Annotated in this window: 27 protein-coding genes; 4 read left to right on the plus strand and 23 right to left on the minus strand. The window is 39.1% G+C overall.

Annotated elements, in window-relative coordinates:
- Positions 1-14: 14 nt before the first annotated feature.
- The 11 genes from ACO1PF_RS00605 to ACO1PF_RS00655 all read right to left on the minus strand — a co-directional run bounded on the left by ACO1PF_RS00605 (position 15) and on the right by ACO1PF_RS00655 (position 7,200).
- A complete protein-coding gene (locus tag ACO1PF_RS00605) occupies positions 15-347 on the minus strand; it encodes a hypothetical protein (RefSeq protein WP_423189447.1) in 333 nt (110 codons plus the stop codon).
- The gene (locus tag ACO1PF_RS00610) at positions 344-1,255 is read right to left on the minus strand and encodes a DnaD domain protein (RefSeq protein ID WP_423189448.1); all 912 of its coding nucleotides are present in this window, start codon (positions 1,253-1,255) and stop codon (positions 344-346) included. The genes ACO1PF_RS00605 and ACO1PF_RS00610 overlap by 4 nt, the downstream gene beginning before the upstream one ends.
- 11 nt (positions 1,256-1,266) lie before the next feature.
- A complete protein-coding gene (locus ACO1PF_RS00615) occupies positions 1,267-1,959 on the minus strand; it encodes an MBL fold metallo-hydrolase (RefSeq protein WP_423189449.1) in 693 nt (230 codons plus the stop codon).
- A 2-nt stretch (positions 1,960-1,961) separates the two neighbouring features.
- Positions 1,962-2,726, minus strand: a complete 765-nt coding sequence (gene bet / locus ACO1PF_RS00620; RefSeq protein ID WP_423189450.1) for a phage recombination protein Bet — start codon at positions 2,724-2,726, stop codon at positions 1,962-1,964.
- Positions 2,727-2,728: 2 nt separating this feature from the next.
- On the minus strand, positions 2,729-4,765 hold the full coding sequence (locus ACO1PF_RS00625; RefSeq protein ID WP_423189451.1) for an ATP-binding protein: 2,037 nt from the start codon (positions 4,763-4,765) through the stop codon (positions 2,729-2,731).
- Positions 4,766-4,835: 70 nt separating this feature from the next.
- Complete coding sequence (locus ACO1PF_RS00630; protein ID WP_423189452.1) at positions 4,836-5,009, minus strand: hypothetical protein; 174 nt, start codon at positions 5,007-5,009, stop codon at positions 4,836-4,838.
- 122 nt (positions 5,010-5,131) lie between these two features.
- Positions 5,132-5,431 (minus strand): hypothetical protein, encoded by a 300-nt coding sequence (locus ACO1PF_RS00635; protein ID WP_423189453.1) that lies wholly within the window; start codon positions 5,429-5,431, stop codon positions 5,132-5,134.
- 4 nt (positions 5,432-5,435) lie between these two features.
- Positions 5,436-5,612: a hypothetical protein gene (locus tag ACO1PF_RS00640; RefSeq protein WP_423189454.1), complete on the minus strand. Its 177-nt coding sequence runs from the start codon at positions 5,610-5,612 to the stop codon at positions 5,436-5,438.
- Positions 5,613-5,614: 2 nt separating this feature from the next.
- Complete coding sequence (locus ACO1PF_RS00645) at positions 5,615-6,394, minus strand: phage antirepressor (protein ID WP_423189455.1); 780 nt, start codon at positions 6,392-6,394, stop codon at positions 5,615-5,617.
- Positions 6,395-6,922 (minus strand): helix-turn-helix domain-containing protein, encoded by a 528-nt coding sequence (locus ACO1PF_RS00650; RefSeq protein WP_423189456.1) that lies wholly within the window; start codon positions 6,920-6,922, stop codon positions 6,395-6,397.
- A gap of 59 nt (positions 6,923-6,981) precedes the next feature.
- Positions 6,982-7,200: a helix-turn-helix transcriptional regulator gene (locus ACO1PF_RS00655; protein WP_423189457.1), complete on the minus strand. Its 219-nt coding sequence runs from the start codon at positions 7,198-7,200 to the stop codon at positions 6,982-6,984.
- Between the two features lie 151 nt (positions 7,201-7,351).
- Here ACO1PF_RS00655 and ACO1PF_RS00660 point away from each other — a divergent pair, with 151 nt between their 5' ends.
- The 4 genes from ACO1PF_RS00660 to ACO1PF_RS00675 all read left to right on the plus strand — a co-directional run bounded on the left by ACO1PF_RS00660 (position 7,352) and on the right by ACO1PF_RS00675 (position 9,696).
- Positions 7,352-7,723: a helix-turn-helix domain-containing protein gene (locus ACO1PF_RS00660; protein WP_423189458.1), complete on the plus strand. Its 372-nt coding sequence runs from the start codon at positions 7,352-7,354 to the stop codon at positions 7,721-7,723.
- The gene (locus tag ACO1PF_RS00665) at positions 7,720-8,106 is read left to right on the plus strand and encodes a hypothetical protein (protein ID WP_423189459.1); all 387 of its coding nucleotides are present in this window, start codon (positions 7,720-7,722) and stop codon (positions 8,104-8,106) included. Before ACO1PF_RS00660 ends, ACO1PF_RS00665 begins: the two co-directional genes overlap by 4 nt.
- 133 nt (positions 8,107-8,239) lie before the next feature.
- On the plus strand, positions 8,240-8,563 hold the full coding sequence (locus tag ACO1PF_RS00670; protein WP_423189460.1) for a hypothetical protein: 324 nt from the start codon (positions 8,240-8,242) through the stop codon (positions 8,561-8,563).
- Positions 8,563-9,696: a tyrosine-type recombinase/integrase gene (locus tag ACO1PF_RS00675; protein ID WP_423189461.1), complete on the plus strand. Its 1,134-nt coding sequence runs from the start codon at positions 8,563-8,565 to the stop codon at positions 9,694-9,696. Before ACO1PF_RS00670 ends, ACO1PF_RS00675 begins: the two co-directional genes overlap by 1 nt.
- A 97-nt stretch (positions 9,697-9,793) precedes the next feature.
- Here ACO1PF_RS00675 and lepA read toward each other — a convergent pair whose 3' ends face one another.
- The 12 genes from lepA to nusA form a co-directional block, all read right to left on the minus strand.
- Positions 9,794-11,617 (minus strand): translation elongation factor 4, encoded by a 1,824-nt coding sequence (lepA, locus tag ACO1PF_RS00680; RefSeq protein ID WP_423189462.1) that lies wholly within the window; start codon positions 11,615-11,617, stop codon positions 9,794-9,796.
- A gap of 253 nt (positions 11,618-11,870) precedes the next feature.
- A complete protein-coding gene (gene dnaJ / locus ACO1PF_RS00685; RefSeq protein WP_423189463.1) occupies positions 11,871-13,025 on the minus strand; it encodes a molecular chaperone DnaJ in 1,155 nt (384 codons plus the stop codon).
- A gap of 143 nt (positions 13,026-13,168) precedes the next feature.
- The gene (gene dnaK / locus ACO1PF_RS00690; RefSeq protein WP_423189464.1) at positions 13,169-15,001 is read right to left on the minus strand and encodes a molecular chaperone DnaK; all 1,833 of its coding nucleotides are present in this window, start codon (positions 14,999-15,001) and stop codon (positions 13,169-13,171) included.
- A 28-nt stretch (positions 15,002-15,029) separates the two neighbouring features.
- Complete coding sequence (gene grpE, locus ACO1PF_RS00695) at positions 15,030-15,608, minus strand: nucleotide exchange factor GrpE (RefSeq protein ID WP_423189465.1); 579 nt, start codon at positions 15,606-15,608, stop codon at positions 15,030-15,032.
- A 20-nt stretch (positions 15,609-15,628) separates the two neighbouring features.
- The gene (hrcA, locus tag ACO1PF_RS00700; RefSeq protein ID WP_423189466.1) at positions 15,629-16,657 is read right to left on the minus strand and encodes a heat-inducible transcriptional repressor HrcA; all 1,029 of its coding nucleotides are present in this window, start codon (positions 16,655-16,657) and stop codon (positions 15,629-15,631) included.
- Positions 16,658-16,819: 162 nt separating this feature from the next.
- The gene (locus tag ACO1PF_RS00705) at positions 16,820-17,776 is read right to left on the minus strand and encodes a bifunctional riboflavin kinase/FAD synthetase (RefSeq protein ID WP_423189467.1); all 957 of its coding nucleotides are present in this window, start codon (positions 17,774-17,776) and stop codon (positions 16,820-16,822) included.
- Positions 17,777-17,778: 2 nt separating this feature from the next.
- Positions 17,779-18,702: a tRNA pseudouridine(55) synthase TruB gene (gene truB, locus ACO1PF_RS00710; RefSeq protein WP_423189468.1), complete on the minus strand. Its 924-nt coding sequence runs from the start codon at positions 18,700-18,702 to the stop codon at positions 17,779-17,781.
- A gap of 125 nt (positions 18,703-18,827) precedes the next feature.
- Positions 18,828-19,184, minus strand: coding sequence for a 30S ribosome-binding factor RbfA (gene rbfA, locus ACO1PF_RS00715; RefSeq protein ID WP_423189469.1), 357 nt, complete (start codon positions 19,182-19,184; stop codon positions 18,828-18,830).
- 30 nt (positions 19,185-19,214) lie between these two features.
- Positions 19,215-21,572 carry a translation initiation factor IF-2 gene (infB, locus tag ACO1PF_RS00720; RefSeq protein ID WP_423189470.1) on the minus strand — a complete coding sequence of 786 codons (2,358 nt, stop codon included), beginning with the start codon at positions 21,570-21,572 and terminating at the stop codon, positions 19,215-19,217.
- 22 nt (positions 21,573-21,594) lie between these two features.
- Positions 21,595-21,894, minus strand: coding sequence for a YlxQ-related RNA-binding protein (locus ACO1PF_RS00725; protein ID WP_423189471.1), 300 nt, complete (start codon positions 21,892-21,894; stop codon positions 21,595-21,597).
- Positions 21,884-22,180 carry an RNase P modulator RnpM gene (gene rnpM, locus ACO1PF_RS00730; RefSeq protein WP_423189472.1) on the minus strand — a complete coding sequence of 99 codons (297 nt, stop codon included), beginning with the start codon at positions 22,178-22,180 and terminating at the stop codon, positions 21,884-21,886. Before rnpM ends, ACO1PF_RS00725 begins: the two co-directional genes overlap by 11 nt.
- A 23-nt stretch (positions 22,181-22,203) precedes the next feature.
- Positions 22,204-23,625: a transcription termination factor NusA gene (gene nusA / locus ACO1PF_RS00735; RefSeq protein ID WP_423189473.1), complete on the minus strand. Its 1,422-nt coding sequence runs from the start codon at positions 23,623-23,625 to the stop codon at positions 22,204-22,206.
- Between the last annotated feature and the right edge of the window lies 1 nt (position 23,626).

Raw genomic sequence — 23,626 nt, forward strand, 5'->3', positions numbered from 1 at the left:
TTTTCACCTCCCTCCTAAAATAAACTCACTTGTTTAACATCCTTGTCGTATAGCTTGTCAATCCACTCCTGGACTGTTTGACTGGATCGTGTCGTATAGATGCATGTCTCGACCGTTGACCCTTGAGTGAACAGCTCTTTCAGTTGCCCGTCTCTATCAGTAACCATAATCGTCCAGCCGTAACGCCTACGTTCTGTATAAAAAGCGTTGTCTGCTATCTCGATAATCTCTTCATACTCATAGGTTTCTTTCTCTGCATGTATCAGGATGTTTTTAGCTCCGTTGATTTCCTGCAATTTGTAATTACCGTCTGGATTTAATAGAACGGTAGGGAAATGGTGGATCATGTCTTCATCCCCTTCTTCGCTCTAATCTCTTTCAGACGTTTTTGAAATGATGCTTCTTCTTCAGGCGATACCTCTTCATCTTCTTCTTGGTTGTCTACCCAGTCGGGTAGGGTTTCGGTTTTGGTGTTGTTAGAGTAATTTCCTTTTCTAGCTTTTGATAACGATTCAGCATTTGCTGCATCCAGTGTCTTGATTCCTTTTTTAGCCCACTGCTTTAATATGCCTTTTGCATATGCGTATTCAGCGTTCTTCTCAATTGCTTTCTGTAAAGCTAAGATGACGACTTCTTTAGATAAGTCATTAATCCAATATTCGATATCTTCTGTAATGAAAGGTGTTTCGATTCCAAAATTCTCTTGATAAAAACGATGAACGTTGACGTCGGTGTTCTCTTCTTCTACTTTAGTTTTATTTACTTTAGTTTCCTTTACTTTACTTTGTGTGTTTCCGCCAGTAGAAACTACTTCAATGTTATCTTCTGTCGGGTTTCTATCAGTAGAAACTACTTGTGAAGTGGGTTTCTTCTCGTAGAAACTATTTAAGTTAGGCCTAGTCGGAGCTGTTGCCTTTCTGTTCTTATAAACATCAGAGATATTATCCACGAAATTTTGACACCAGATGACTTCTTTTTCCCATAATTCATTGTCGATGGCTCCGAGATCAGCTAGTAAATTTAATATGCTACGAGCAGAAATATCATCCTGTTGAGTTTTCGCTAGTAGAAACTGCCAATGAGAAGAGTTTCTACAGTCATATAAATGTCCGTCAGTGGTAGCTAATAATTCAAGCAGCTTAAACCAAAAGGCGTAACCATCATTACCGAATTTCGATTCGAGAATGAACATGGTTTTTCCGCTATTAGCTATATGAGGGAAATAATCGACTGTTTGTTTTTTTGGTCTTGCCATTTCTTCACCACCTAACCTATATATACTGGCGTCCCCGTCAGCTCTTGTATCTCTCGTTTAAATCGTTTCTCATCAGAATTGTTATTCGATAAATGTAAGAGCCATACTTCATTCAACTGGCTCATGTCGTTCGATTTGATGAACGTCTTCACGTTTCCGAGTTCAAAGTGACTCTTGATCACCCGTTTCTTTAGGAACGCTCCTACTCGCTTATTTGCCACATTCTCGTTCAAGATGTCTAAGGCGTAATTGCATTCAAGCATTAAGTGCGTTACACCTGGAAACTTGTATTTGATGTAGTACGTATCTGTTGCGAAAAGAATCTTGTTGCCGGATGGCGTCTGGATGAAAAAACCTAAAGGTTCGGCCACATCATGCTGCACATCGAACGGCAAGATGATCCAATCGTTTAGTGCATATTGTTTAAGCGATTCAAGTACGTGCGTTCTGTGTTTAGGTAAATCCAAAGCTTCGGCTGTACCTTTACTTGCATAAACGTCTACTCCTGATAGCGAGAGTAGGTTTTGAGCGTGTTTCGAATGGTCTCCATGTTCATGAGTGATGAGGCAGCCAACAACTGACTGCCAATCCACATCACGCATTTTCTTTAGATCGATACCGGCTTCTAACATCAACGATTCATTACCATCAGTTATGATATATGCGTTGCCGGCACTACTTGATCCATAAACTTTAATCTCCATAACTAAAATTCCGGTTCGTCTGGCATTAAATCATTCAAATTTTTAAACATAGATCCTTGTTCCTGGGAATCTTCAACTTTCTCAGCTGTTTTCATGGGTTTATCTTTTTTAACTTCTTTGGGTCTTTCAAAATCGACAATGGTTTGATTTGCCTTTTCATTCACTTCTTCTTCGACTTCAGCTTCAATATTACGAGGTTCAGAGGAAGGCGGTGCTTCTTCTTCGGTGTACATGGCTCCGACGTTATCTGGAAACGCCTCTCTCATCGCGTTGACAATAGCCGTTTTACGGATCATGTTCAACGGCATAGTATTCCACGTTGATTGGCCTTTGCTGAATTCTTTAAAGGATATTTTGACTGAGACTGGTCTCTCTCTATCTTTACGGTAAATGACCGCCCAGCCACCTATTAACTTATCCTCGTCTAGCTTAATGGCTCCTTCGATTTCCACTATCTCTTTATTTCTTTCACAAATAATTCCAGCGTTGAAGCCGTCGTATTGTGGGTGTGACTCGGCACGTTTCATAAATGCTTCTTTAGAAACGATGATTTGTGCATCTGATTTCCCGAACTTGACTAGATATGCTTCTTTAAGAAATGGATTTAATTTCTGATATTTACAAAGGTTAATGAACATGACCACTTCTTGATCAGTTACATCTCCATTGCCACTAACCAAGAAACTCTTAACCATTGCTCCAGTCAGCTTCACTTCTTCTCCGTTTACTTCAAATATTGATGCTCTTTCTAATAATTCATTCGCCATGTTTAAGCAACTCCTTCTAATGTTTTAGTTTCTATTTTTAATTCGGTTTGACCTTCAGTAACGATCAATTGAATCGTCTGTGCTTCTGTATCGAGTAAACGTGTGATGCTTTCGCTGTTATCAATGAATATTGGAGCGTTGATGCCTTCAAGTCGGCTTAGCGTGCCTATGATGTCGAGTCCTGCATTGATACGTGCTGCACTGTTTAAGCCACTGGAGAACGGTACACCATCAACTAACGGCTCACAGATTTCTTTGAGTCCGCCATTGATTTGTTCTTCAAAGAGTTTGAACTCGACTAACTCAAACTGGTCATTGATTCGGCCAGTCAGCATGGAGACTTTTGCTCTTACAAATTCGTCCAGGAGATACAATTGATTCTCTAGCTCGCCATAGCGAACCGATAAGGCTTTTTCATCTTGAATCAATTCTTGCTTACGTGCTACTTGCTTATCAGTCAGCTTGAATTGATAGAGCTTATCTTGGATTTCTTCTTTGTTCGCTTTCAACTCCTGAAGTTCAGCTCTTTTTTCTTTCAACTGATCTTCGGATGATTCCTGCAGCTCTTTGATTTCGTTTTTCATCTTCTCGATTGCAGCGTTTAACGAATTGTATTCAATGGAGTTTTCAAACGGTGCCGCTTTGCTTTTGATGTTCTCGATTTGTTGCTTGATGGCTTCGTATTCTTTCTTGAGGTCATTACGCTTCTTGACTAACTTGTGCATGTCACTCTTGACGGTCAACGCCTCTTCTAGCTCTGTTATTTCAGCTTTTAAGCCTTCTTTAGTTACCGTCCACTCTTTACCTTCTGCATTGATACGTTCTAACTGAGTGGCTTTATTCGCATTGAATTCAGCCATTTCTTTCTCGTAGTTCTCTTTCATTTCCGCTTGCTTGTCTTCTGGATAGTCTTGGCCACACAACGAGCACGTTGCCTTGTGTTCCTCAAAGTCTGGATAAGCGTTTCTTTTAACGATCATGAATCTGTCTCGTAAATCAGTGAGTTGCTTCACGATGCCTTCGATGTCTTTCTTCTTCGATTCAATCTCTTTCTTGACACCTACTTCTTTGCCTTCTGCATCGGTAACTGCGTTGTTCGCGTCCATGGCCTTCTCGAATAGCTCTTGTTTCTTTTGTTGCAGCGTTTCAACCGAATCATTTACTTTCAGCTGATACTCACTTTTAGCTGTTTGCAACTCAGCGACTTTCGTTTGAAGCGTTGAACGTAAGTTGGTCACGTGACTGCCATTAGAGAAAGAAGCGATCTCTTCTTCTTTGGATATGATTACGTCTTCCGCTTCTTTGAGTTCTTTGTTCAGTTCTTTTTGGTCCAATTTGCTTAGGTCAGGGACGGAACGGTCCACTTCATCGATACGGTCTGGGATGCGGTCTAAATCTTTCTTCACGCTGCGTTTTTCTTCGGTTATGAGTGTACGTTTATCATCCACGCTTCGGCCGTCCAGGATAGCTTCTAGTGGTTTTAAAGCTTTGTTGCTAGCGATGACGTCTTCATCTGTGACTTCTTCAACTAAGGAGAATAACAAATCTCTGCGGTCTTTAGATTTCATTGTTTCAGCGACAAAGTAGACGTTGGTTAACTGTTTGAAAGTGTCTTCTGAAATAACTTCCTCTATTTTCTTTTTGTATTTTGCTTGAGTCGTTTTGATTCCGTCCAGGCGATAGGCTGTTTCGTGACCTTCAAACGTTTTAGAATCTGATCCGCGTCGTCTGGTCCATTTCTCTATAACCATTCGGGATAGTTGCAACTGTTCACCATCGATATTTAGCAGTAATTCGACTTCTGTTTCTAAGTGATTGATCTCATTGTTCTTTTTATCGAGTGGCTTCCAGGCGAAATTGGCTGAGTCGTGACTGTCTTTGCCGAATAGAACCCATGAGAATGCATCAAATATCGTTGACTTACCTGTAGCGTTGTCACCGTATATCTTCAAGTCGTGCCCGTCTGCGTTCAGTTCAAACTCTTTAAAGCCTTTAAAGTTACGTATTATCATGTTTTCTAATGTAATGTTCTTCATCATTATTAGCCTCCTGTTGTGTTATAATGTAGCTACATAGTTTTTGTTAGACGCCTCTGATAAGGCGTCTTTTTTATTGCACTCTCATTTCAAGTTCGCGCTGCATCGGAATGCTTAAAGCGAGTTTCTCGTTATCGTTCAATAAATATTCAACTTCAATCTCTTCTCTAGCCGTTTTCGGATGAATACCGGCATTAAGCTTTCTCAGCCAGTCCTTGTATGCGTACATAACTACGTTCATTCTCATCATCAAGACTCCAATCTGCTTTTAATATTGAGTACCATATAATCATTAACGGGATGATGAAGAACTCTCCGCCCCATCCAGGTGTAAGCCCCATGGCCAAACGTTGTGTCACTGCGTAGTTTCTAGCGATAAGTGTTAAAATTATTCCCACTACCAACAAGATTATTTCCCATTTGTACTTTTTCATTATTTGTATTCTCCTTTTTTTTGAGTATGTTGCTGTAATCAACTTCGTTTTCAAAAGCCCATCGTACAAACCGTTTGATTTCGAACAACGGTATTTTGTTATCTGGCATTTTCATGGCCCTTAAATCACCTAACTCAAGCAATTTATAAATAACGTTGGGACTCGTTCTTAATTTGGCTGCCGTTTCCTTGACTGTAAATACTTCCTGGTCCATTTCTTTTAACTGCGTTGCCATGTGATCACTCCTTGTCTAAGTCAATTCCTAGTACGTTAGCTAATTCAGATAAATCATCGGCAATCATATCTTGATAATCTTCAAAACTGATGTGTTCTCCCGTTTCGCTTTCGACAACATTTTTCGCATTAGCTAAGTCGTATAACGCTCTGATGATTTCAATAACTGTTCTATCTCCCATTTTTAAGCCTCCTGTTCTATTTTTATAAATCTATTTACAAAATAAATTTGCCCTTTGCCTGTAACTACCGGTGTGTATTTCGTTTCTGGCGTCCCGTAGTTATGGAAGTAAGTGTTTGGTTTTAATTCGAACAACTCCATGTCCATTGCTCTTTGAGTAGGTAAGTTCCAAGAATTTCCCATTCTCGAAGAAAGGAATTTATTATCTCTTAACCATTGGAATAGTCTGTTTTGACCCACTTTTATTCCGTTTTGCTTTAAAATAGTTGCTAAAACTTTGATAGCGACTGAATTTTGAGACACTTCAACAGTTCGAGCAAAGACAACTTGCGGTTCTTGTTCTTTTAGTTGGATAAGTGCTCTTTCTTTTTCAAAGCGTTCATTCTTTAGTTGAGTAGCTAGTTGGATCAATGTGTCTGGATTCATTAAAGCTTCTTCAATTTTGGTATCTGTGAGATATCCGCCATGTTTTCTGATTGCTGGCAGAACTTCACTTGTTACCCAGCGTTTAAATTTCTTAGCACTATCTAATTTCGATTTCAGTATTAGGCTATACAATCCAGATTCGTTTATTAAATAGGTGTTTGAAACCAAGTTCCCATTTTGGGAATGTGGTATTTTGTCCATCCGTTTATCTTCTTCATCTACATGGGTCATAACTGCCTTGCTTGAGTTTGAATACCCTAATATGTCAGCAACGTCTATACCTACAAACCATGGTTCATTGTTCTGTTCTATCATCCTTACTTCTTGCTGTTCAAAAACATAAGTTTTTAAATCCATTTATCTCTCTCCTCTTAAATACTTTTTGGCTTTCCAATGTGGCGTGCGTTCGTTCACTGCTTTTCTAAGCGATATGTTCAATTTGTCTAATATCGAGATGATAGAACTTGTTTCGATAAAGACTTCATCCAGATAATCGAGTGCGTATTTCAAGATCACGTCTCTGTCATTCTCTGTCAGCGTGTCTTTATTCTTGGTCAGTGCTATCATGGCTTGGTTTTTCTTTTGCTGCCGTTCGCTTTCTTCTACGATGACGATGTAATCAATGCTATGAACACTTAATTCATACGTGCTTGAATCCATTGCCGGTAACGTCCCGAATACTTTGTTTGCCATGTCCTGGGAGAATATCGAATCGTCCAGGCAAAGAGCGATGTGTGCGACTGCATCTATCGGAGCATGTTGTCCGTTGAAATAACCGTTGACAGTGGATTTGGTCCGATGCGTCTTTCGGGCTATATCCATTTGAGTAAGGTTTTGGCGTATGGTCGCCGCTTGCAATTCTCGTGAGATGTCGTATGAAGTCATTGGTTCTCCTCCTTATTTCGTACTTAGCGTGTGGATTAATTGTTGACATATCGGTAAAGTTAACTTGTGGTTAATTCCAAACTCAAAAAAATATCATCCGGCGTTTTGTGGAAGTGATTAGCAATTTTAACTGCTAACTCATAACTCAATTTCCTCTTCCCGTTTTCTAGCATCCAATAATATTCTGTTGAAATGCTAATACTTTCAGCAACTTCCTTCAACGTTTCTCCTTTATCTAACCTCAAACCCTTTAATCTTTCTAGCGACTCTTTCGGCATCTATTTCCACCTCCTTTAACTACTGGTTAACCATAGTATAGTTAACTCAGAGTTAAATGTCAACTGATAAACCAGAAATATTTCACATTTAGTTAAATTCTGTTGTTTTAACGTATGGTTAAACTATAATTAATATATCGGAGGGGTTAACATGTCAGCTTTTGGAGCAAGATTAAAACAAATTAGACAACAAAAAAAATGGTCTCAAAAAGATTTATCCAAACGAATCGGTGTATCAAATGTCAGTATATCCGGTTATGAAAGTGGGAATCGTTACCCTGATACCGATACGCTTTCTAAACTAGCTGATGTGTTAGAAGTATCCACTGATTATTTATTAGGAAGAGATGTTCCTAAGTGGGCATCTACGAAAGATGTTACGGATCTGGAAAGGGTGCTAAAGTTAAATGATGATTTAGAATACAGAGGGGAGAAATTAAGCAATGAAGATAGACAACAGTTATTACGTGTCATTGAAGCTATTTTCTGGGAACAAAAAGAAGAAAAACGTGATCAACCATGAGTAGCTATGTAGATAAAGTTAATAAACTGCATGCTACTTACGGATCAACAAACCCGTTTGAGTTGTTCAGTAAAATGAACATAGATATTCGATATCTAGATTCCGGGGATACTTTTTCAAGTAAGCAAGTGAAAGGAATATATAAACCAGTCATTATATTAAACAGTCTATTGAAAGAAAAGAACGAACGGTATTTCATATTAGCGTATGAATTGTATTTCGCTCTCTGCTCTGCTGAAGTATCAGAGAAAGATGCGCACTTATTCGCGAAAGAACTTCTCGAACAGCTGTACATAGATACTTACGGTCACATTCCAAGCACCGCTAAAGAATTAGAAAGACTTTACGGACTGCCGGACATAACCGATGCCTCTATTTTTTAATAGCACTTGTGAAACGGAATACAATAACATTTGTTTTTTGTGTTATAAGCCCTTGTAGGCTTTAATTTTTTACACATGAAAAGAACACTCGTTCGGATTTTTAGCCAAAAAGTACGAGAAAAGAGGAAAAAACATGTTTATAGTCGATATGACGACCTATGAATCGGACTTTGTACTCAAAAGTACGAAAAAGACCGGAGCCTACCAAATCAGGACTTTTGATATTGATCACGCTTTTTCACTATTTGCTTTCTACTATGAGGGCTATGTACATTTGAAATTGAGACGCTACAAAGATGAAGAAACGACCTACAAAGACTGGGAACGAATCAAAACATTCGGGACCTTGTATCCGGACATCTGTTTGACTGATGCGATGGATGTCTACCTGGACACGAAAGAGAATCAGCTGCATGTTCAAATCCCCTACCCTATTTATAAAAGGAGTGATAACTGATGAAAGGATCTGTTCGAAAAAGAGGAACCCGTTGGTATTATTTCTTCGATGCTGCTCCTATTGACGGTAAACGTAGAGTGATTGAACGAGCTGGCGGGAGAACGAAAGCTGAGGCTCTAGAGGCATTAAGGAAGGCGTTAAATGAATATGACAAATCTGGCTCTATCGTTGATGAATCTAATTTAAGCGTGCATGATTATTTTGAATACTGGTTTGAAGATTATGTCATGCGAAATTTGAAGTACAACACTCAGGAAAACTATCGGAACATACTAAAAAAACATATTTATCCTTACATCGGTGGTTACCGTTTAAGAAGCATTCAGCCCTCTGCCGTTCAAAAAGTCATTGATAGCAATTTTGAAAAAGGATTATCTAAGAAAACACTCTCTATTATCAAAACTGTCCTCAATGGCGCCTTTAGACGTGCGGTCTTTCCGTATCAATACGTTAAACAGGATCCGACACGCTTCATCACTATGCCTAAGTATGATGAGCGTAGTCAAACCACTAAAGAAGATTTAAAAATTATTAAAGTGAGTGATTTCAAAAAGATGAAGGACGTTGTTGGCCAGTCTAGTCCGTTCTATATACCGATGATGATCGCTTTCTATACTGGATTACGACGCGGTGAAGTTTGTGGATTAAGATGGAGTGATTTTGACTATGAAGAACAGTCGCTCACAGTAGAACGAATCATCATCATGAAGAAAAAAGAGGTTGAAGTTGGCACGCCTAAGACGCAATCATCCTACCGAACCATTGGCATCGGAGACGAGTTAGCCACTGTATTAAGACAGCATCGCAAACGTCAATTGGAGAACAAATTATTCTATGGCCAGCATTACACCGATAGTGAGTACATTTGCACCAAAGAAAACGGACATCTCGTTACACCTAACTCAATAAAGTGGCATGCAGAAAAAACAAAAAAAGAAATGGGTATTGATTTTAACTTCCATTCATTCCGTCACACGCATGCGTCTCTCTTACTTGAGAGCGGCGCAAAAATAAAAGCCATCCAGGAACGCCTGGGCCACTCGAGGATTAGCACGACGATGGACACCTATTCTCACATCACTAAAAAGACGAGGAAAGAAACTGTTGATCTGTTTGAAAACCTGATGAAATAAAAAAACTTCCATCATCCGCCGTCTAATGATGGCAAAATGATGGAAGTTTACTATTTATGAGGTTAATGCAATGTTGAATGTGTTGTCATATCAACGTTTAGTCTTCATCTAAGTTAAGAACAGCCATAAAGGCTTCTTGTGGAATTTCCACACTACCCACATTCTTCATGCGTTTTTTACCTGCTTTTTGTTTCTTCAGGAGTTTTTGTCGACGGGTGACGTCTCCGCCGTACAGTTTAGCTGTCACGTCTTTACGGTAAGCTTTTACTGTTGAACGAGCAATAATATTCTGACCGATCGTTGCCTGGATCGGAACCTCAAACTGCTGTCTCGGAATGGTCTTTTTCAACTGTTCAACAACTGAACGTCCACGAGACTGTGAAAAGTCTTTATGCACGATGAAACTCAGTGCATCCACTGGCTCGCCATGAATGAGGATATCCAATTTCACCAGGTTACTTAAACGGTATCCAGATTCTTTATAATCCAGAGAAGCATAGCCTTTTGTGCTGGATTTCAATCGATCAAAGAAATCATAGACAATTTCTGAAAGTGGAATATTATAGACGACATTCACTCTAATATCATCAAGGTAGTCCATTGTGAGAAATTCGCCACGTTTACGTTGAGAAATTTCCATGACAGCACCCACGTATTCATTCGGGACGGTGATGGTTGCTTTTACATATGGTTCTTCGACTGATTCGATCTGCTGAGGTTCAGGCATTTCTGACGGATTGGATACCATGATGGACTCGCCATCTGTTTTGTTTATTCTATAAATAACTGAAGGTGCTGTTGTAATCAACTCTAAATTGAATTCGCGTTCGAGTCGCTCTTGAATGACATCCATGTGGAGCATACCTAAAAAGCCACAACGGAAGCCAAATCCTAGCGCCTGTGACGTTTCCGCTTCGTATTGGAGTGCAGCATCATTTAGCTGCAAACGTTCAAGCGCTTCACCTAAATCTCCGTATTTAGCAGAGTCGGTCGGATACATCCCACAAAAAACCATAGGATTCAAATGACGATATCCAGGCAGAGCTTTATCAGTCGGATTATTAGCTAATGTTAACGTATCCCCGACTCGTGTATCACGAACCGTTTTAATATTGGCTGTGACATACCCTACATCACCAACCATCAAATAATCACGTTCGATCGGCTTAGGTGAAAAGATACCGACTTCAGTTACTTCAAAGGTATTATCATTACTCATCGTTTTGATGGTATCACCTTTTTTGAGTACCCCCTCCATAACGCGAATACTTAAGACAACACCTCTATAGGCATCATAGGCGGAATCAAATATAAGGGCTTTTAGCGGATTATCGATATCTCCTTCAGGAGCAGGTACTTTCTGTACGATTTGTTCCAAGATATCTTCAATGCCTACACCCGTTTTTGCACTTGATAATATAGCATCGGAGGCATCGAGTCCAACCACGTCTTCTATCTCTTTACGGACTCGCTCAGGATCAGCCGCGGGTAAGTCGATTTTATTGATGACCGGTAAAATTTCAAGGTCGTTTTCTAATGCTAAATAAACGTTGGCCAGGGTCTGTGCTTCCACACCTTGTGCCGCATCCACAACCAATATAGCTCCTTCACAAGCAGCTAAACTTCTAGACACTTCATACGTGAAATCCACGTGTCCTGGAGTATCGATCAGGTGCAGGATATATGTTTCGCCATCTTTAGCTTTGTAGATTACTTCTACAGTGTTTAATTTAATAGTGATCCCACGTTCTCTCTCTAAATCCATGGAATCAAGTAATTGATCCTGCATTTCCCGATCGGCCACAGTATGAGTTAACTGCAGAATACGATCGGCAAGTGTCGATTTACCGTGATCGATATGTGCAATAATAGAAAAGTTCCTGATTTGCTTCTGTCGTGCGCGTGCTATTTTTTTATCCATTCTTCTGTTTCCTCATTCCTCTAAAAACATTCCTTACTATTATACCAACGATTAGACCAGAGTACAATTACTTTCAAAAAGACAAAAAGAAGGGACTTTTCATCTTGTTTGATGAAAATATGTCCCTTCTTTTAAATGTTTTTATGATCATAACGTGTTGACGTTGTATAACGCTTCAATCAACACATACTGTTTCAAGAGACCATTAAAGCAAAAGCTTTCAGGTAAAAGCAAAATTTCTTCGCATACCTTATTACCTTTTGTCTTTAAAGGCATCTTTTACTTTCGAAAAAAATGAACTGTCTCCTTGCTCCACTACATCATTGTAGTCGCTGGCTTCCGCAAATTTTCTTAAATGATCGGCTTGATCTTCCGTTAATGTATCCGGTACAACGACCTTGATCTTGATATGTTGATCCCCGTTTCCGGTTCCTCTAAGTCTTGGTGCGCCTTTGCCTCTCAAACGGAAGGTCGTTCCTGGCTGCGTTCCAGCAGGAATTTTAAATTTAACTTTACCATGCACTGTAGGTACTTCCAACTCGTCACCAAGTGTGGCTTGTACCATATTGATCGGTAATTCATAGTAAATTTCTGACCCTCGACGATCAAATATTTTAGAAGTTTTCACTCTAAATATGACATATAGATCTCCGTAAGGTCCATTATTTGCGCCTACATCACCTTGGTTTTGTAAACGCATTTGATTGCCATCTTCAACACCGGCAGGGACAGTGACTTTAACTGAATTCTGCTGTTTTGTATGTCCTTCGCCATGGCAGACGGGGCATTCTTCTTTTATCTCTTTACCAGTACCATTACATGTCGGACACACTTGTTGCGTCATGACACGACCAAATGGTGTATTTCTTTCCACGTTAACGGCTCCTGCACCATGACATTTTGAACAGGTTTGTGGACTTGTTCCAGGTTTGGCTCCGCTTCCTTCACAGTTTTTACATGCTTCTTCACGATTGAACCGAATAGTAGTTTCTTTTCCGAAAATAGCTTCTTCGAACTCTAAATCCATCATGTACTGTAAATCTTCCCCTTGACGGGGTGCGTTAGGACTTCTTCGTCGTCCGCCGCCACCGCCGCCAAAAAATTGGTCAAAGATGTCTTCGAAGCCACCGCCACCAAATCCTCCAGCTGATCCTCCGAAGCCGCCACCTGCGCCAAAGTTAGGATCAGTAGCAGCATGACCGTACTGGTCGTAAGCAGCTCGCTTTTGTTCATCACCTAACACTTCGTAAGCTTCAGAAATTCCTTTGAATTTATCATCCGCATTTGATTCTTTGTTTATATCCGGATGATATTTTTTCGATAGTTTTCGGTACGCTTTTTTTATTTCTTCTTGAGAAGCATCTCTAGAAACGCCAAGTAGGTCATAAAAATCTTCTTTTCCAGCCATTTTATTCCTCCATCATTGTAATCAATTAGGCTATAATATCTGTTCAACTATAGCAGTAACAGACAGTTGGATACCAAAAAGAAAGAAAGCACTTGTTGAAAACTAAGAATAAGTGCTTTCTCCTTTTGGATATCTAACTTCTATTATTTTTCGTCGTCTACTTCTTCAAAGTCTGCGTCTACGACATCTTCTGAAGAATCAGCATCTGTTGATTCACCAGCTTGTTCGCCTTCACTTTGTTCTGCAGCTGCTTGTTCATATAATTTCACTGACATTTCCTGAACGATTTCGTTTAATGCGTCACGTTTCGTTTTGATGTCCTCAGTGTCATCTTTTTCTAAAGCTGCTTTTAGTTCATCACGTGCTTCTTCAGATTTTTTAATGTCAGCTTCGTCAACTTTACCTTCTAAGTCTTTTAAGGTTTTATCGATTTGGAAGACTAACTGATCTGCTTCATTACGTAATTCAACTTCTTCTTTGCGTATTTTATCTGCTTCAGCATTTTCTTCAGCTTCTTTTACCATGCGTTCGATATCTTCATCAGATAAACTAGACGTTGATTTGATTGTTATTTTTTGTTCTTTTTTCGTACCTAAGTCTTTCGCAGATACATTTACGATACCGTTTTTATCGATATCAAAAGTAACTTCGATTTGAGGAACGCCACGAGGAGCTGGTGGAATATCCGTTAATTGGAAACGACCCAATGTTTTATTGTCACTAGCCATTGGACGTTCTCCCTGTAAGACATGTACATCTACAGCTGGTTGATTGTCTGCAGCGGTTGAGAAGACTTGTGACTTACTTGTCGGAATTGTTGTATTTCTCTCGATCAATTTAGTAAACACACTACCCATTGTTTCAATACCTAGTGATAATGGAGTTACATCCAGTAAGACGATATCTTTAACGTCACCTGAAATAACACCACCTTGAATAGCAGCACCCATAGCAACAACTTCATCCGGGTTTACTGAACGATTAGGCTCTTTGCCGGTTTCTTTTTTAACAGTATCAACAACAGCTGGTATACGTGTAGTTCCGCCAACTAGAATAACTTCGTCGATATCTGATTGTTTTAAGCCAGCATCTTTTAATGCCTGACGGACAGGTTTTTTTGTACGTTCAACTAAACTATCTGTGATTTCATCAAATTTGGCACGTGTCAATGTGATTTCCAAGTGTAACGGACCTGACTCTCCCGCACTAATGAACGGTAAGCTGATTTGAGTTTGAGAAACACCTGATAAGTCTTTTTTCGCTTTTTCAGCAGCATCTTTCAGACGCTGTACTGCCATTTTATCTTTAGATAAATCGACACCATTTTCTTTTTTAAATTCAGCGACCAAATAATCGATGATTTTTGCATCAAAGTCGTCCCCACCAAGATGATTGTCTCCAGAAGTGGCCAGAACTTCAAATACACCGTCGCCTAATTCAAGAATCGATACGTCAAATGTACCGCCACCTAAGTCAAAGACCAGGATTTTTTCATCTTTTTCAACCGTGTTAAGACCGTAAGCTAATGATGCTGCTGTAGGTTCGTTAACGATTCGGTCAACTTCGAGACCAGCTATTTTACCTGCATCTTTAGTTGCTTGACGTTGTGAGTCATTGAAGTAAGCAGGAACAGTAATAACGGCATTTGTTACTTTTTCACCTAAATAATCTTCAGCATATTCTTTGATGTGTTGTAAAATAAATGCAGAGATTTCTTGAGGAGAATACTTTTTGCCTTCTATATCAACTTCGTATTTTTCGCCCATGTGACGTTTAATTGAGCTAACGGTGTTAGGGTTAGTAATTGCCTGACGTTTAGCTACTTCGCCAACTTGAACTTCACCATTTTTAAATGACACAACAGATGGTGTCGTACGATTTCCTTCTTTGTTAGGAATGATTTTTGCTTCTCCGCCTTCTAAAACGGCAACCGCTGAATTTGTAGTTCCTAAGTCTATACCAATAATTTTTCCCATAATTTATCTCACCTTTACTTTTTAGTATTTATAGTGTTACCGATACTTTTGCAGCGCGCAATACGCGATCGTGCAGTTTATATCCTTTTTCAAAAACTTGAGCGACTTCGTTACTTTCCTGGCCTTCATTAGCAGGCACTTGCGTGTAAGCCTCGTGAAAATTAGGATCGAACGGTTCACCTAATGGATCGATTATTTCAATACCCTCTTTTTCAAAAGCTTGCAAGGAACTATTATAAACCATTTCAATACCTTTTTTCAAATTTTTACCGGCTTCGGTGTCGGCTTCAATTTTCAAGGCACGCTCTAAGTTATCTAGAGCAGGTATAAGTTCTTGTGCTAATGATTGAGAGCTGTAACGCAATAAATCCTGACGTTCGCGCTGAGTGCGCCTGCGGATATTGGCTACTTCTGCTTGTAATCTCAAATAACGATCAGTCATCTCATCCAGTTCCTGATGAACTTTAGCTAGATCACCTTGTTCTGTTTCTTCAGATGAGTCACTTTTAACGGTTTCTTCATCGGAGTTACTATCTTCGGTGTTACTATCTTCTTGAGACGTTTCGTATGCATCTTCTTGCATCCGCTGCTCTTCTTTTTCTTCCACAATACTTCCTCATTTCCTTATTATTCTAAATAAAACTCCAGTAACGTATGCGTTAAGTGTTTTCTGAATACATCCAGTACACCAAAGGTTTCATCATAGGCCATACTCGTCGGTCCCAGAATCGCAATGACCCCTTTCCCATAATTACTTACATCATAGGTTCTTGTAACCAGACTGAATTCTTTTAACAGCTCATGATCAATTTCGTCACCAATTTTAACGACGAAATCATCATTGATGTGATCGATCAACGCATACAAGTCACCACTGTCATCCAGCATGGTGTACAATGATTTCAATTTTTGCGTGTTCATATTCTCAGAAAAATCTAAGATGTTTAATTTCCCAGAGATGTGATGTCTTGATTCAGTTGATTCTTTTAGTGCAGATTCTATAGATAAAAACATCTCTGTTGCATTAGACACATGTTTTCTGATGAGTAACGGAATCTCTAGCTTTAATTTTTGTGCAACTTCCGTTAAAGTATGACCCACTAAATGGTGATTAAAGATATTCGCGACCTTAACCAAATCCGATTCTTGAATGCTTCTAGCCATACGAAAGACTTTATTTTCGATCGTACCTTTATCGGTTTGGATGATGGCCATCACGTAGTTATCATTTAATGCCAGCAATCTGAAACCAGTTAGTCGACTTGATTCAGCTTTCGGCCCCAATACAATAGCTGTATAGTGAGTTAAATCAGATAATAATTGAGCAGATTGATACATGATATCATCCATCTGCTCCACATGATTCCCGAAAACATCACTTATCGTTTTCAACTTATCCTGAGTAACTTCTTGAGGTTGCATGAGATGATCGATGTAGAAACGATAACCTTTCAGCGAAGGCATCCTGCCTGAAGAAGAATGTGTCTTTTGAATGAAACCCAGTTTTTCAAGCTGGCTTAATTCATTTCTAATTGTGGCGGAGCTTGCTTCAATAGCCGTTTCAATCATAATCGTCTTGGAACCAATCGGTTGACCCGTAGATGTGTAAAGTCGAATGAGAGCATCTAGAATTATTAATTGTCTCTTTGTTAACATGTTAAATCACTCCTTGATGCGTCCTGCATCGCTAGAGGCTAGGTTAAAGCGCAACAAATAATGTCACACCTTATTTCTGTAAGCTTTCATTAAATTAGCACTCGAAGTTGTCGAGTGCTAACACATCTATAATTTAACAAATCTAATGATTACTGTCAACAATTAAATCTGATTTATTTTGACCTTTGCTAAACTTTCTTTGGCATCCAGTTCATCTTGATCCAATCTTTCAATTAATTCCTCAACAGAATTGAATTTTATTTCATCTCTCAGATATTCGACCCATTTCACTTTTACATCTTCTCCATAAATATCTTCGTTGAAATTAAAGACATGGACCTCGATCGAATAACTCGGTCGATGACCAAATGTCGGGTTGTATCCAATAGATGCCATACCATCTAGCCATTCGTTATTGACCCACATTTTAACGGCATAGACGCCTCTTTTAGGCACCATGACATAAGGATGCGGATAGATATTAGCTGTAGGATAACCTAACTCCCTGCCCCTGGCATCTCCATGAATAACAAAGCCACTCGTTTCATAAATATAGCCAAGCAACTCGTTTGCCTGATCGATTTTCGCTTCACTAATGTATCTTCGGATTCGTGTGGAACTGATTTTATCTTTTTCATCCATTTTTTTATCCACTGTAACAATTTCGAATCTGTTTTTTGCATACTTATGCAGCGTATTCATGTTCGCTTGTGCCGCTTTCCCATAAGTATAATCAAAGCCTGCAACGACAATCTTGGCATGCCAGTCAACTATATATTGATCGACAAATTCCTGAGGAGACAGTCTGCCAAATTTGGCGGTGAAATCGACTTCGTATAAAATGTCTACCCCAAGGTTTCTTATGATCTCTTCCTTACGATCAAGAGGCGTCAAATACGTGTGTTTGTCGGGATCAAAACTCCGATAAACAAAAGCGGGATGGCGATTAAATGTCATAACGGCACATTTCAATCCTCTATCTTTTGCTATTTCAACACCTTTGTTGATAACAGCTTGATGTCCCCTGTGCACACCGTCGAAAAAACCTAAAACCAATACAATATCTTCGTTGATAATTTCTTCTTTACTGTAAGGATGATGAATTCTAATTATATCCATGCTTACACCGCCAATTTATTACGTAAAATTTTTGCAGGTTTAATGTACTGACGTTTTGTTGGATGGATTTTATAAATCGCCACAGCTTTTTCTTGGTAATAAAAAACTATTTCCTCATCATCATCTGCTAAGAAGGCTTGACGCTCTAAAACGCTCCCGTCTTTCACCTTGATGTATTCTTCAGGATTCAACTCATAGCTTGGCATATGACTCAATGCTTTTTCAAGAGGGAAAATAGCCTCTTCAATTCGTTCTTCATCAACTAGAACTTGAACTTCGGATAAAGTTAACGCTTCTTCTCGTTTAAAACCGCTGCTTGCTTCTCTTGTCAATTCGGACATATGAGAAGGACTCTCCAATTTTTCTCCTACATCAAAAGCTAGAGTTCTAACATACGTCCCTTTCCCGCAAACAACTTTAAAAGAAAAAGAAAGTGTCTCTTGATCTATGTTTCTCACTACTTCAGATGTTCGGTCGAATGAATAAATAGTAACTTTTCTTGAAGGTCTCTCAATAACTAACCCTTTTCTCGCATATTCATACAGTCTTCTGCCATTCACCTTTACAGCAGAATACATTGGAGGTGTTTGGGTTATTACTCCTATGAATTCAGACAATGTATTATCGATATCATCTTCGTCAATGTTAATATCTACGGGCTTTTTTTCGACAATCTCACCAGAACTGTCTTCTGTAGTTGTCGAAAATCCTAACGTGATTTCGCCTGTGTAGATCTTCTTCGAATCTACCATATACTCGATGACTTTAGTTGCTTTTCCAATTGCTACTGGTAAAACTCCGTCGACATCGGGGTCTAAAGTTCCTGAATGTCCGATTTTTTTTATATTAAGTATTTTTCTTAATTTGAAAACACAATCGTGACTTGTCATTCCTCTTTCTTTCCATATAGGTAATAACCCTTCCATTGTATCCTCCTAGATAGTGCTTTATTTAAATTTTTTACAAAAGAAAAGAGAATCTATGTTCAATAAACAAAGATTCTCTTCTTTTCTTATAACAAGAAAAACGACTTCAAATCCTACTTATAGACTTATTCGTCTTGCTCTTTTTTTATTTTGTTTAACAGTTGATCGATTTTACTACCATAGGCAACAGATTCGTCACGTGCAAACGTTAATTCAGGTGTTTTATAGAGAGACAGACGATTACCTAATTCTTTTCTAATCAAGCCTGTCGCTTTATCTAAACCTGTTTGCGTTTTACTTACACTTTCTTCATCTTCAGAAAGTGTACTATAGTAAATCGTTGCTTGCTGTAAATCACCAGTGACTTCCACTCCCGTTACGTTAACACCGTCTACACGGGGATCACGGATACGTTTGCGTAAGATATCTGTCACTTCTTTTTGAATTTCCTGAGATACTCTACCTACTCTATAGTTAGGCATATTGGTCACCTATCCTTAAGATCTAGTTTTTTATTTCTTGATTTCAACCATTTCAAATGCTTCAATAATATCATCCAGCTCGATTTCATTGTAGCCTTCAATCGTCAAACCACATTCAAATCCTTTTTTAACTTCTTTCGCGTCATCTTTGAAGCGTTTTAGACTTGATAGTTCGCCGTCAAATTTCACAACGCCATTACGGATCAAACGAATAGAACTGCTGCGTTTGATTACACCGTCGGTAACAAGACATCCGGCAATTGTTCCAACTTTTGAAACATCATATGTTTCGCGAACCATTGCTTGACCAGTAACTTTTTCTTCAAATTCAGGATCGAGCATACCCGTCATCGCTGCTTCGATTTCATCGATAGCGTTATAGATGATACGGTGCGTACGAATGTCAACCTCTTCACGGCTGGCACTTTCATTTGCCTGAACAGTTGGTCTTACGTTAAATCCGATGATGATCGCCGAGCTCGCAGAAGCTAATGTAACATCACTCTCATTAATTGCACCGACTCCGGTATGAATGATGTTGATTTTAACACCTTCCACTTCGATTTTTTCCAAACTAGCTGCTAATGCTTCAACAGAACCTTGGACATCACCTTTAATAATAACGTTAACTGATTTCAATTCGCCTTCTTCTAAACTATCAAACAAGTTTTCCAATGTTACTTTATTGGTGACCGAACGTTGAGCGTCAGTTGCAACAGCTTCTCTTGATTCGCCGACTTGTCTGGCAGTTTTTTCATCTTCAAAGACCACAAAACGATCTCCGGCTTGAGGCGTATTATTTAAACCAGTAATTTCTATCGGTGTAGATGGTAATGCTTCTTTTACACGACGTCCTTTGTCGTTAGTCATCGTTCTTACACGACCATAGGTATTTCCTACAACGATGGGATTACCTTGACGAAGCGTTCCTTCTTGAACAAGAAGGGTAGCGATTGGACCTTGTGATTTATCTAAACGAGCTTCGATGACTGAGCCGATAGCTAAGCGTTTAGGATTTGCTTTTAGTTCTTCAACTTCAGCAACAAGTAAAATCATTTCGAGCAAGTCATCCAGATTTTTGTTTAAGAGAGCCGATATTTGAACGAAAATCGTATCGCCGCCCCAATCTTCTGGAACCAGACCATGTTCTGTTAATTCCTGCATTACACGATCAGGATTAGCACCCGGTTTGTCTATTTTGTTCACAGCGACGATTATCGGTACGCCAGCAGCTTTCGCATGGTTGATTGCTTCGACTGTTTGAGGCATGACACCGTCATCAGCAGCGACCACAATGATAGCTATATCAGTGATGTCAGCACCACGTGCACGCATAGTAGTAAACGCCGCGTGACCAGGTGTATCTAAGAAAGTAATTGTTTTACCATTTACTTTTACTTGATACGCACCAATATGTTGAGTGATCCCACCAGCTTCGCCTTCAGTCACTTTAGTTTTACGTAAACTGTCTAATAAGGTCGTTTTACCATGGTCGACGTGACCCATGATGGTGACTGTTGGAGGACGAGTAACCATGTTTTCTTCTACAGGTGCTTCTTCAAAGAAAGTATCAAAGTCTGTTAAGTCAACTTGTACTTTTTCTTCCGTTTCAATACCGTATTCAGTAGCTAATAATTCGACCGTCTCTTTATCCAACGATTGATTTTGGGTTGCCATAACACCCATCATAAATAGTTTTTTGACGATTTCAGCTGGTTCACGATGCAGTTTTTTCGCTAACTCAGCGATAGTAATGCCATCAGTATACTCTAAAACTTCCGGCAAATCTCTATACTTACGTGGTGTAGCAGATACTTGAGGCTTTTGATTTCTCTTGCCCTTACGTCTTCTTGCACCTGCTGGTCCACCATGTATACCTCTATGTTGTCTAGAATTGCGTCTTTTTTTGTTTTCAAAGGATTGTTTTTGCTGTTCATCCGTTGTACGTTTAGGTAATTCAGGTGTTCCACTTTTATTTTCTTGTGTTGCTGGTTTTTTTGCGGCATGTGATCCGGGTTTTTTATTATTTATATTGGTTTGTCCTTTGCTGTGCTGAGATTGGCTCTCAGTTTTTTTGTTCTGATTTGTTGTTTGTGCTGGTCGATTAGGTCTATCTGCAGATTTTTTGACTTCTTTTGCCGGTTGAGTAGAAGCCGGTTTGTTCTGATTAGCTTGTGATTTAGATTCCGGTTTTGCTTGGGATATAGCCGGTTTCTCTTTTGGTGCAGCATTCTGGCTGATTGCTGTTTTCAGTTGATCAACCTCTTTATCTTCCATAGCAGCCATATGACTGCTGAAATTGAACCCCATAGTTTTAGCTTTTTCTAAAACATCTTTACTTGCCATGTTATTTTCTTTTGCGAATTCGTAGACTCTCTTTTTGCCCATATAATCACCTTCCCATTCTTAATTAGAGCAATTTTTGAAGGGAATGCATAAAACCATCATCCATGAGGGCACATACTGTCCGGTCCTTCCCTAAAGCGTGAGAAATTTCTTCTCGAGTAAATGCTGTTACTAGAGGAACATCATAATACTCACACTTATTCAAAAATTGTTTTGTTGCATTGTCGCTAGCGTCAGACGCTAAACAGACTAACTTTGCTTTGTTAGATCTTATTGATTGAAGAACTAAACTTTCACCAGAGATCAACTTGCCAGCACGCTGAGTTAATCCTAATAAGTTTAAAGCACGTTCTTTATTGTTCATTCTCAATTTCCATTCTCGCTTTTTTATAATCAATGTATTCTATCAGTTCGTCATAGAAAGAATCATCCACTTGTGCATTAAGCGTTTGGTTAAATAACTTTTTATCTTTTGCTTGTTTAACTAATGCGGTGTCTAAAGAAATATAGGCGCCTCGTCCATTTTGCTTGCCTGTTGGATCAACTGAAACGATGCCATCTTTGTTTTTGACGATACGAACCATTGTATTCTTAGGTTTCATTTCCCTAGAAACGATACATTTTCTCATAGGTATCTTACGTTTTTGCATAATTGCTCACCTTATTCACTTTATTATAACTTTTCCTCATCATCTGGAAAAGTCTTCTCTTCTATTTCTTCCATAGAAGTTTTTGAGATTTCTTCTTCGGCCATGTCGTCTCTTTTTTCTGCAAATTCAACTAAATCTTCTGCATCATTAGAATCGAGTTCTCCTGCTTCAAAGTCTGTCTCCATTGGAGCTTCTTCTCCCGTTTGATTGCTGTCTTCAGTTAGCATGGTAGAATCCGTATCGTCCGATACATTTTCAACTTCATACTCACTAACTTCTGTTGAATCATCTTCTTCAAACGCCAAAGTTTCCTCTGAAATGGACTCAAGATCATTTGTGGCATCTGAATCATCTTCTTTTAAAGCTTCAAAAAACGACTCATCTTTCAGTATGACCGTCTCCTGTTTGAGAGATGCCATGTCAGATTCTGACTTGATATCAATTTTGAATCCGGTTAATTTTGCTGCTAAACGAACATTTTGTCCACGCTTACCAATGGCTAACGAAAGTTGATAATCTGGAACGACGATGACACACGAATGTTGATTGTCATCGAACTGAACATCGACAACTTGAGCTGGATTTAGTGCGTTTTTAATGTATAAAGAAGGGTTTTTGTCCCATTCCACAATATCCATATTTTCGCCATTCAATTCATTAACGATGGCTTGAACACGCGAGCCTCTCGGTCCAACACACGTGCCGACCGGATCAACATTTTCATCACGAGAAAATACTGCGATTTTGGATCGATCGCCAGCTTCACGTGCGATGGAAACAATTTCCACGATGCCGTCATAAATTTCAGGAACTTCCTGTTCAAAAAGTCGCTTGATCAAGTTAGGATGTGTCCGACTAACAAAAACTTGTGGTCCTTTAGTCGAATTTTCCACTTTACTTACATAAACTTTGATGCGGTCATGTGTTTGATAGGTTTCATTTTCGATTTGGTCTCGTTTTGACAATACCGCTTCGACTTTACCTAAATTGATATAGATGAATTTATTGTCTTGTCTTTCAACCGTACCGGTCATCAAATCATCTTCATACTCAATGTATTCATTATAGATAATTGTGCGTTCTGCTTCTCTCAATCGCTGCATGATAACCTGCTTGGCTGTTTGAGCGGCAATACGTCCAAAGTTTTTCGGAGTCACTACAAATTTGATTTTATCTCCGAGTTCGTAAGCTTTATTCCGTTCGCGTGCATCTTCAATACTGACCTCTAATTGTGAATCATATACATCTTCCACAACTTCTTTAACCTGATAAACAGTTACCGTACCCTTTTTTTCGTTGAAAACAACTTCAACATTTTGAGAAGTACCGTAATTGCGTTTATATGCTGAAATAAGGGCAGCTTCTAAAGCATCAATGACGATTTCTTTAGAAATACCTTTTTCTTTTTCTAAAGTTTCAAGAGCAGCTGCTAATTCTTTACTCATA

Source organism: Alkalibacterium sp. f15, from assembly GCF_049389645.1.
Taxonomy (GTDB): Bacteria; Bacillota; Bacilli; order Lactobacillales; family Carnobacteriaceae_A; genus Alkalibacterium.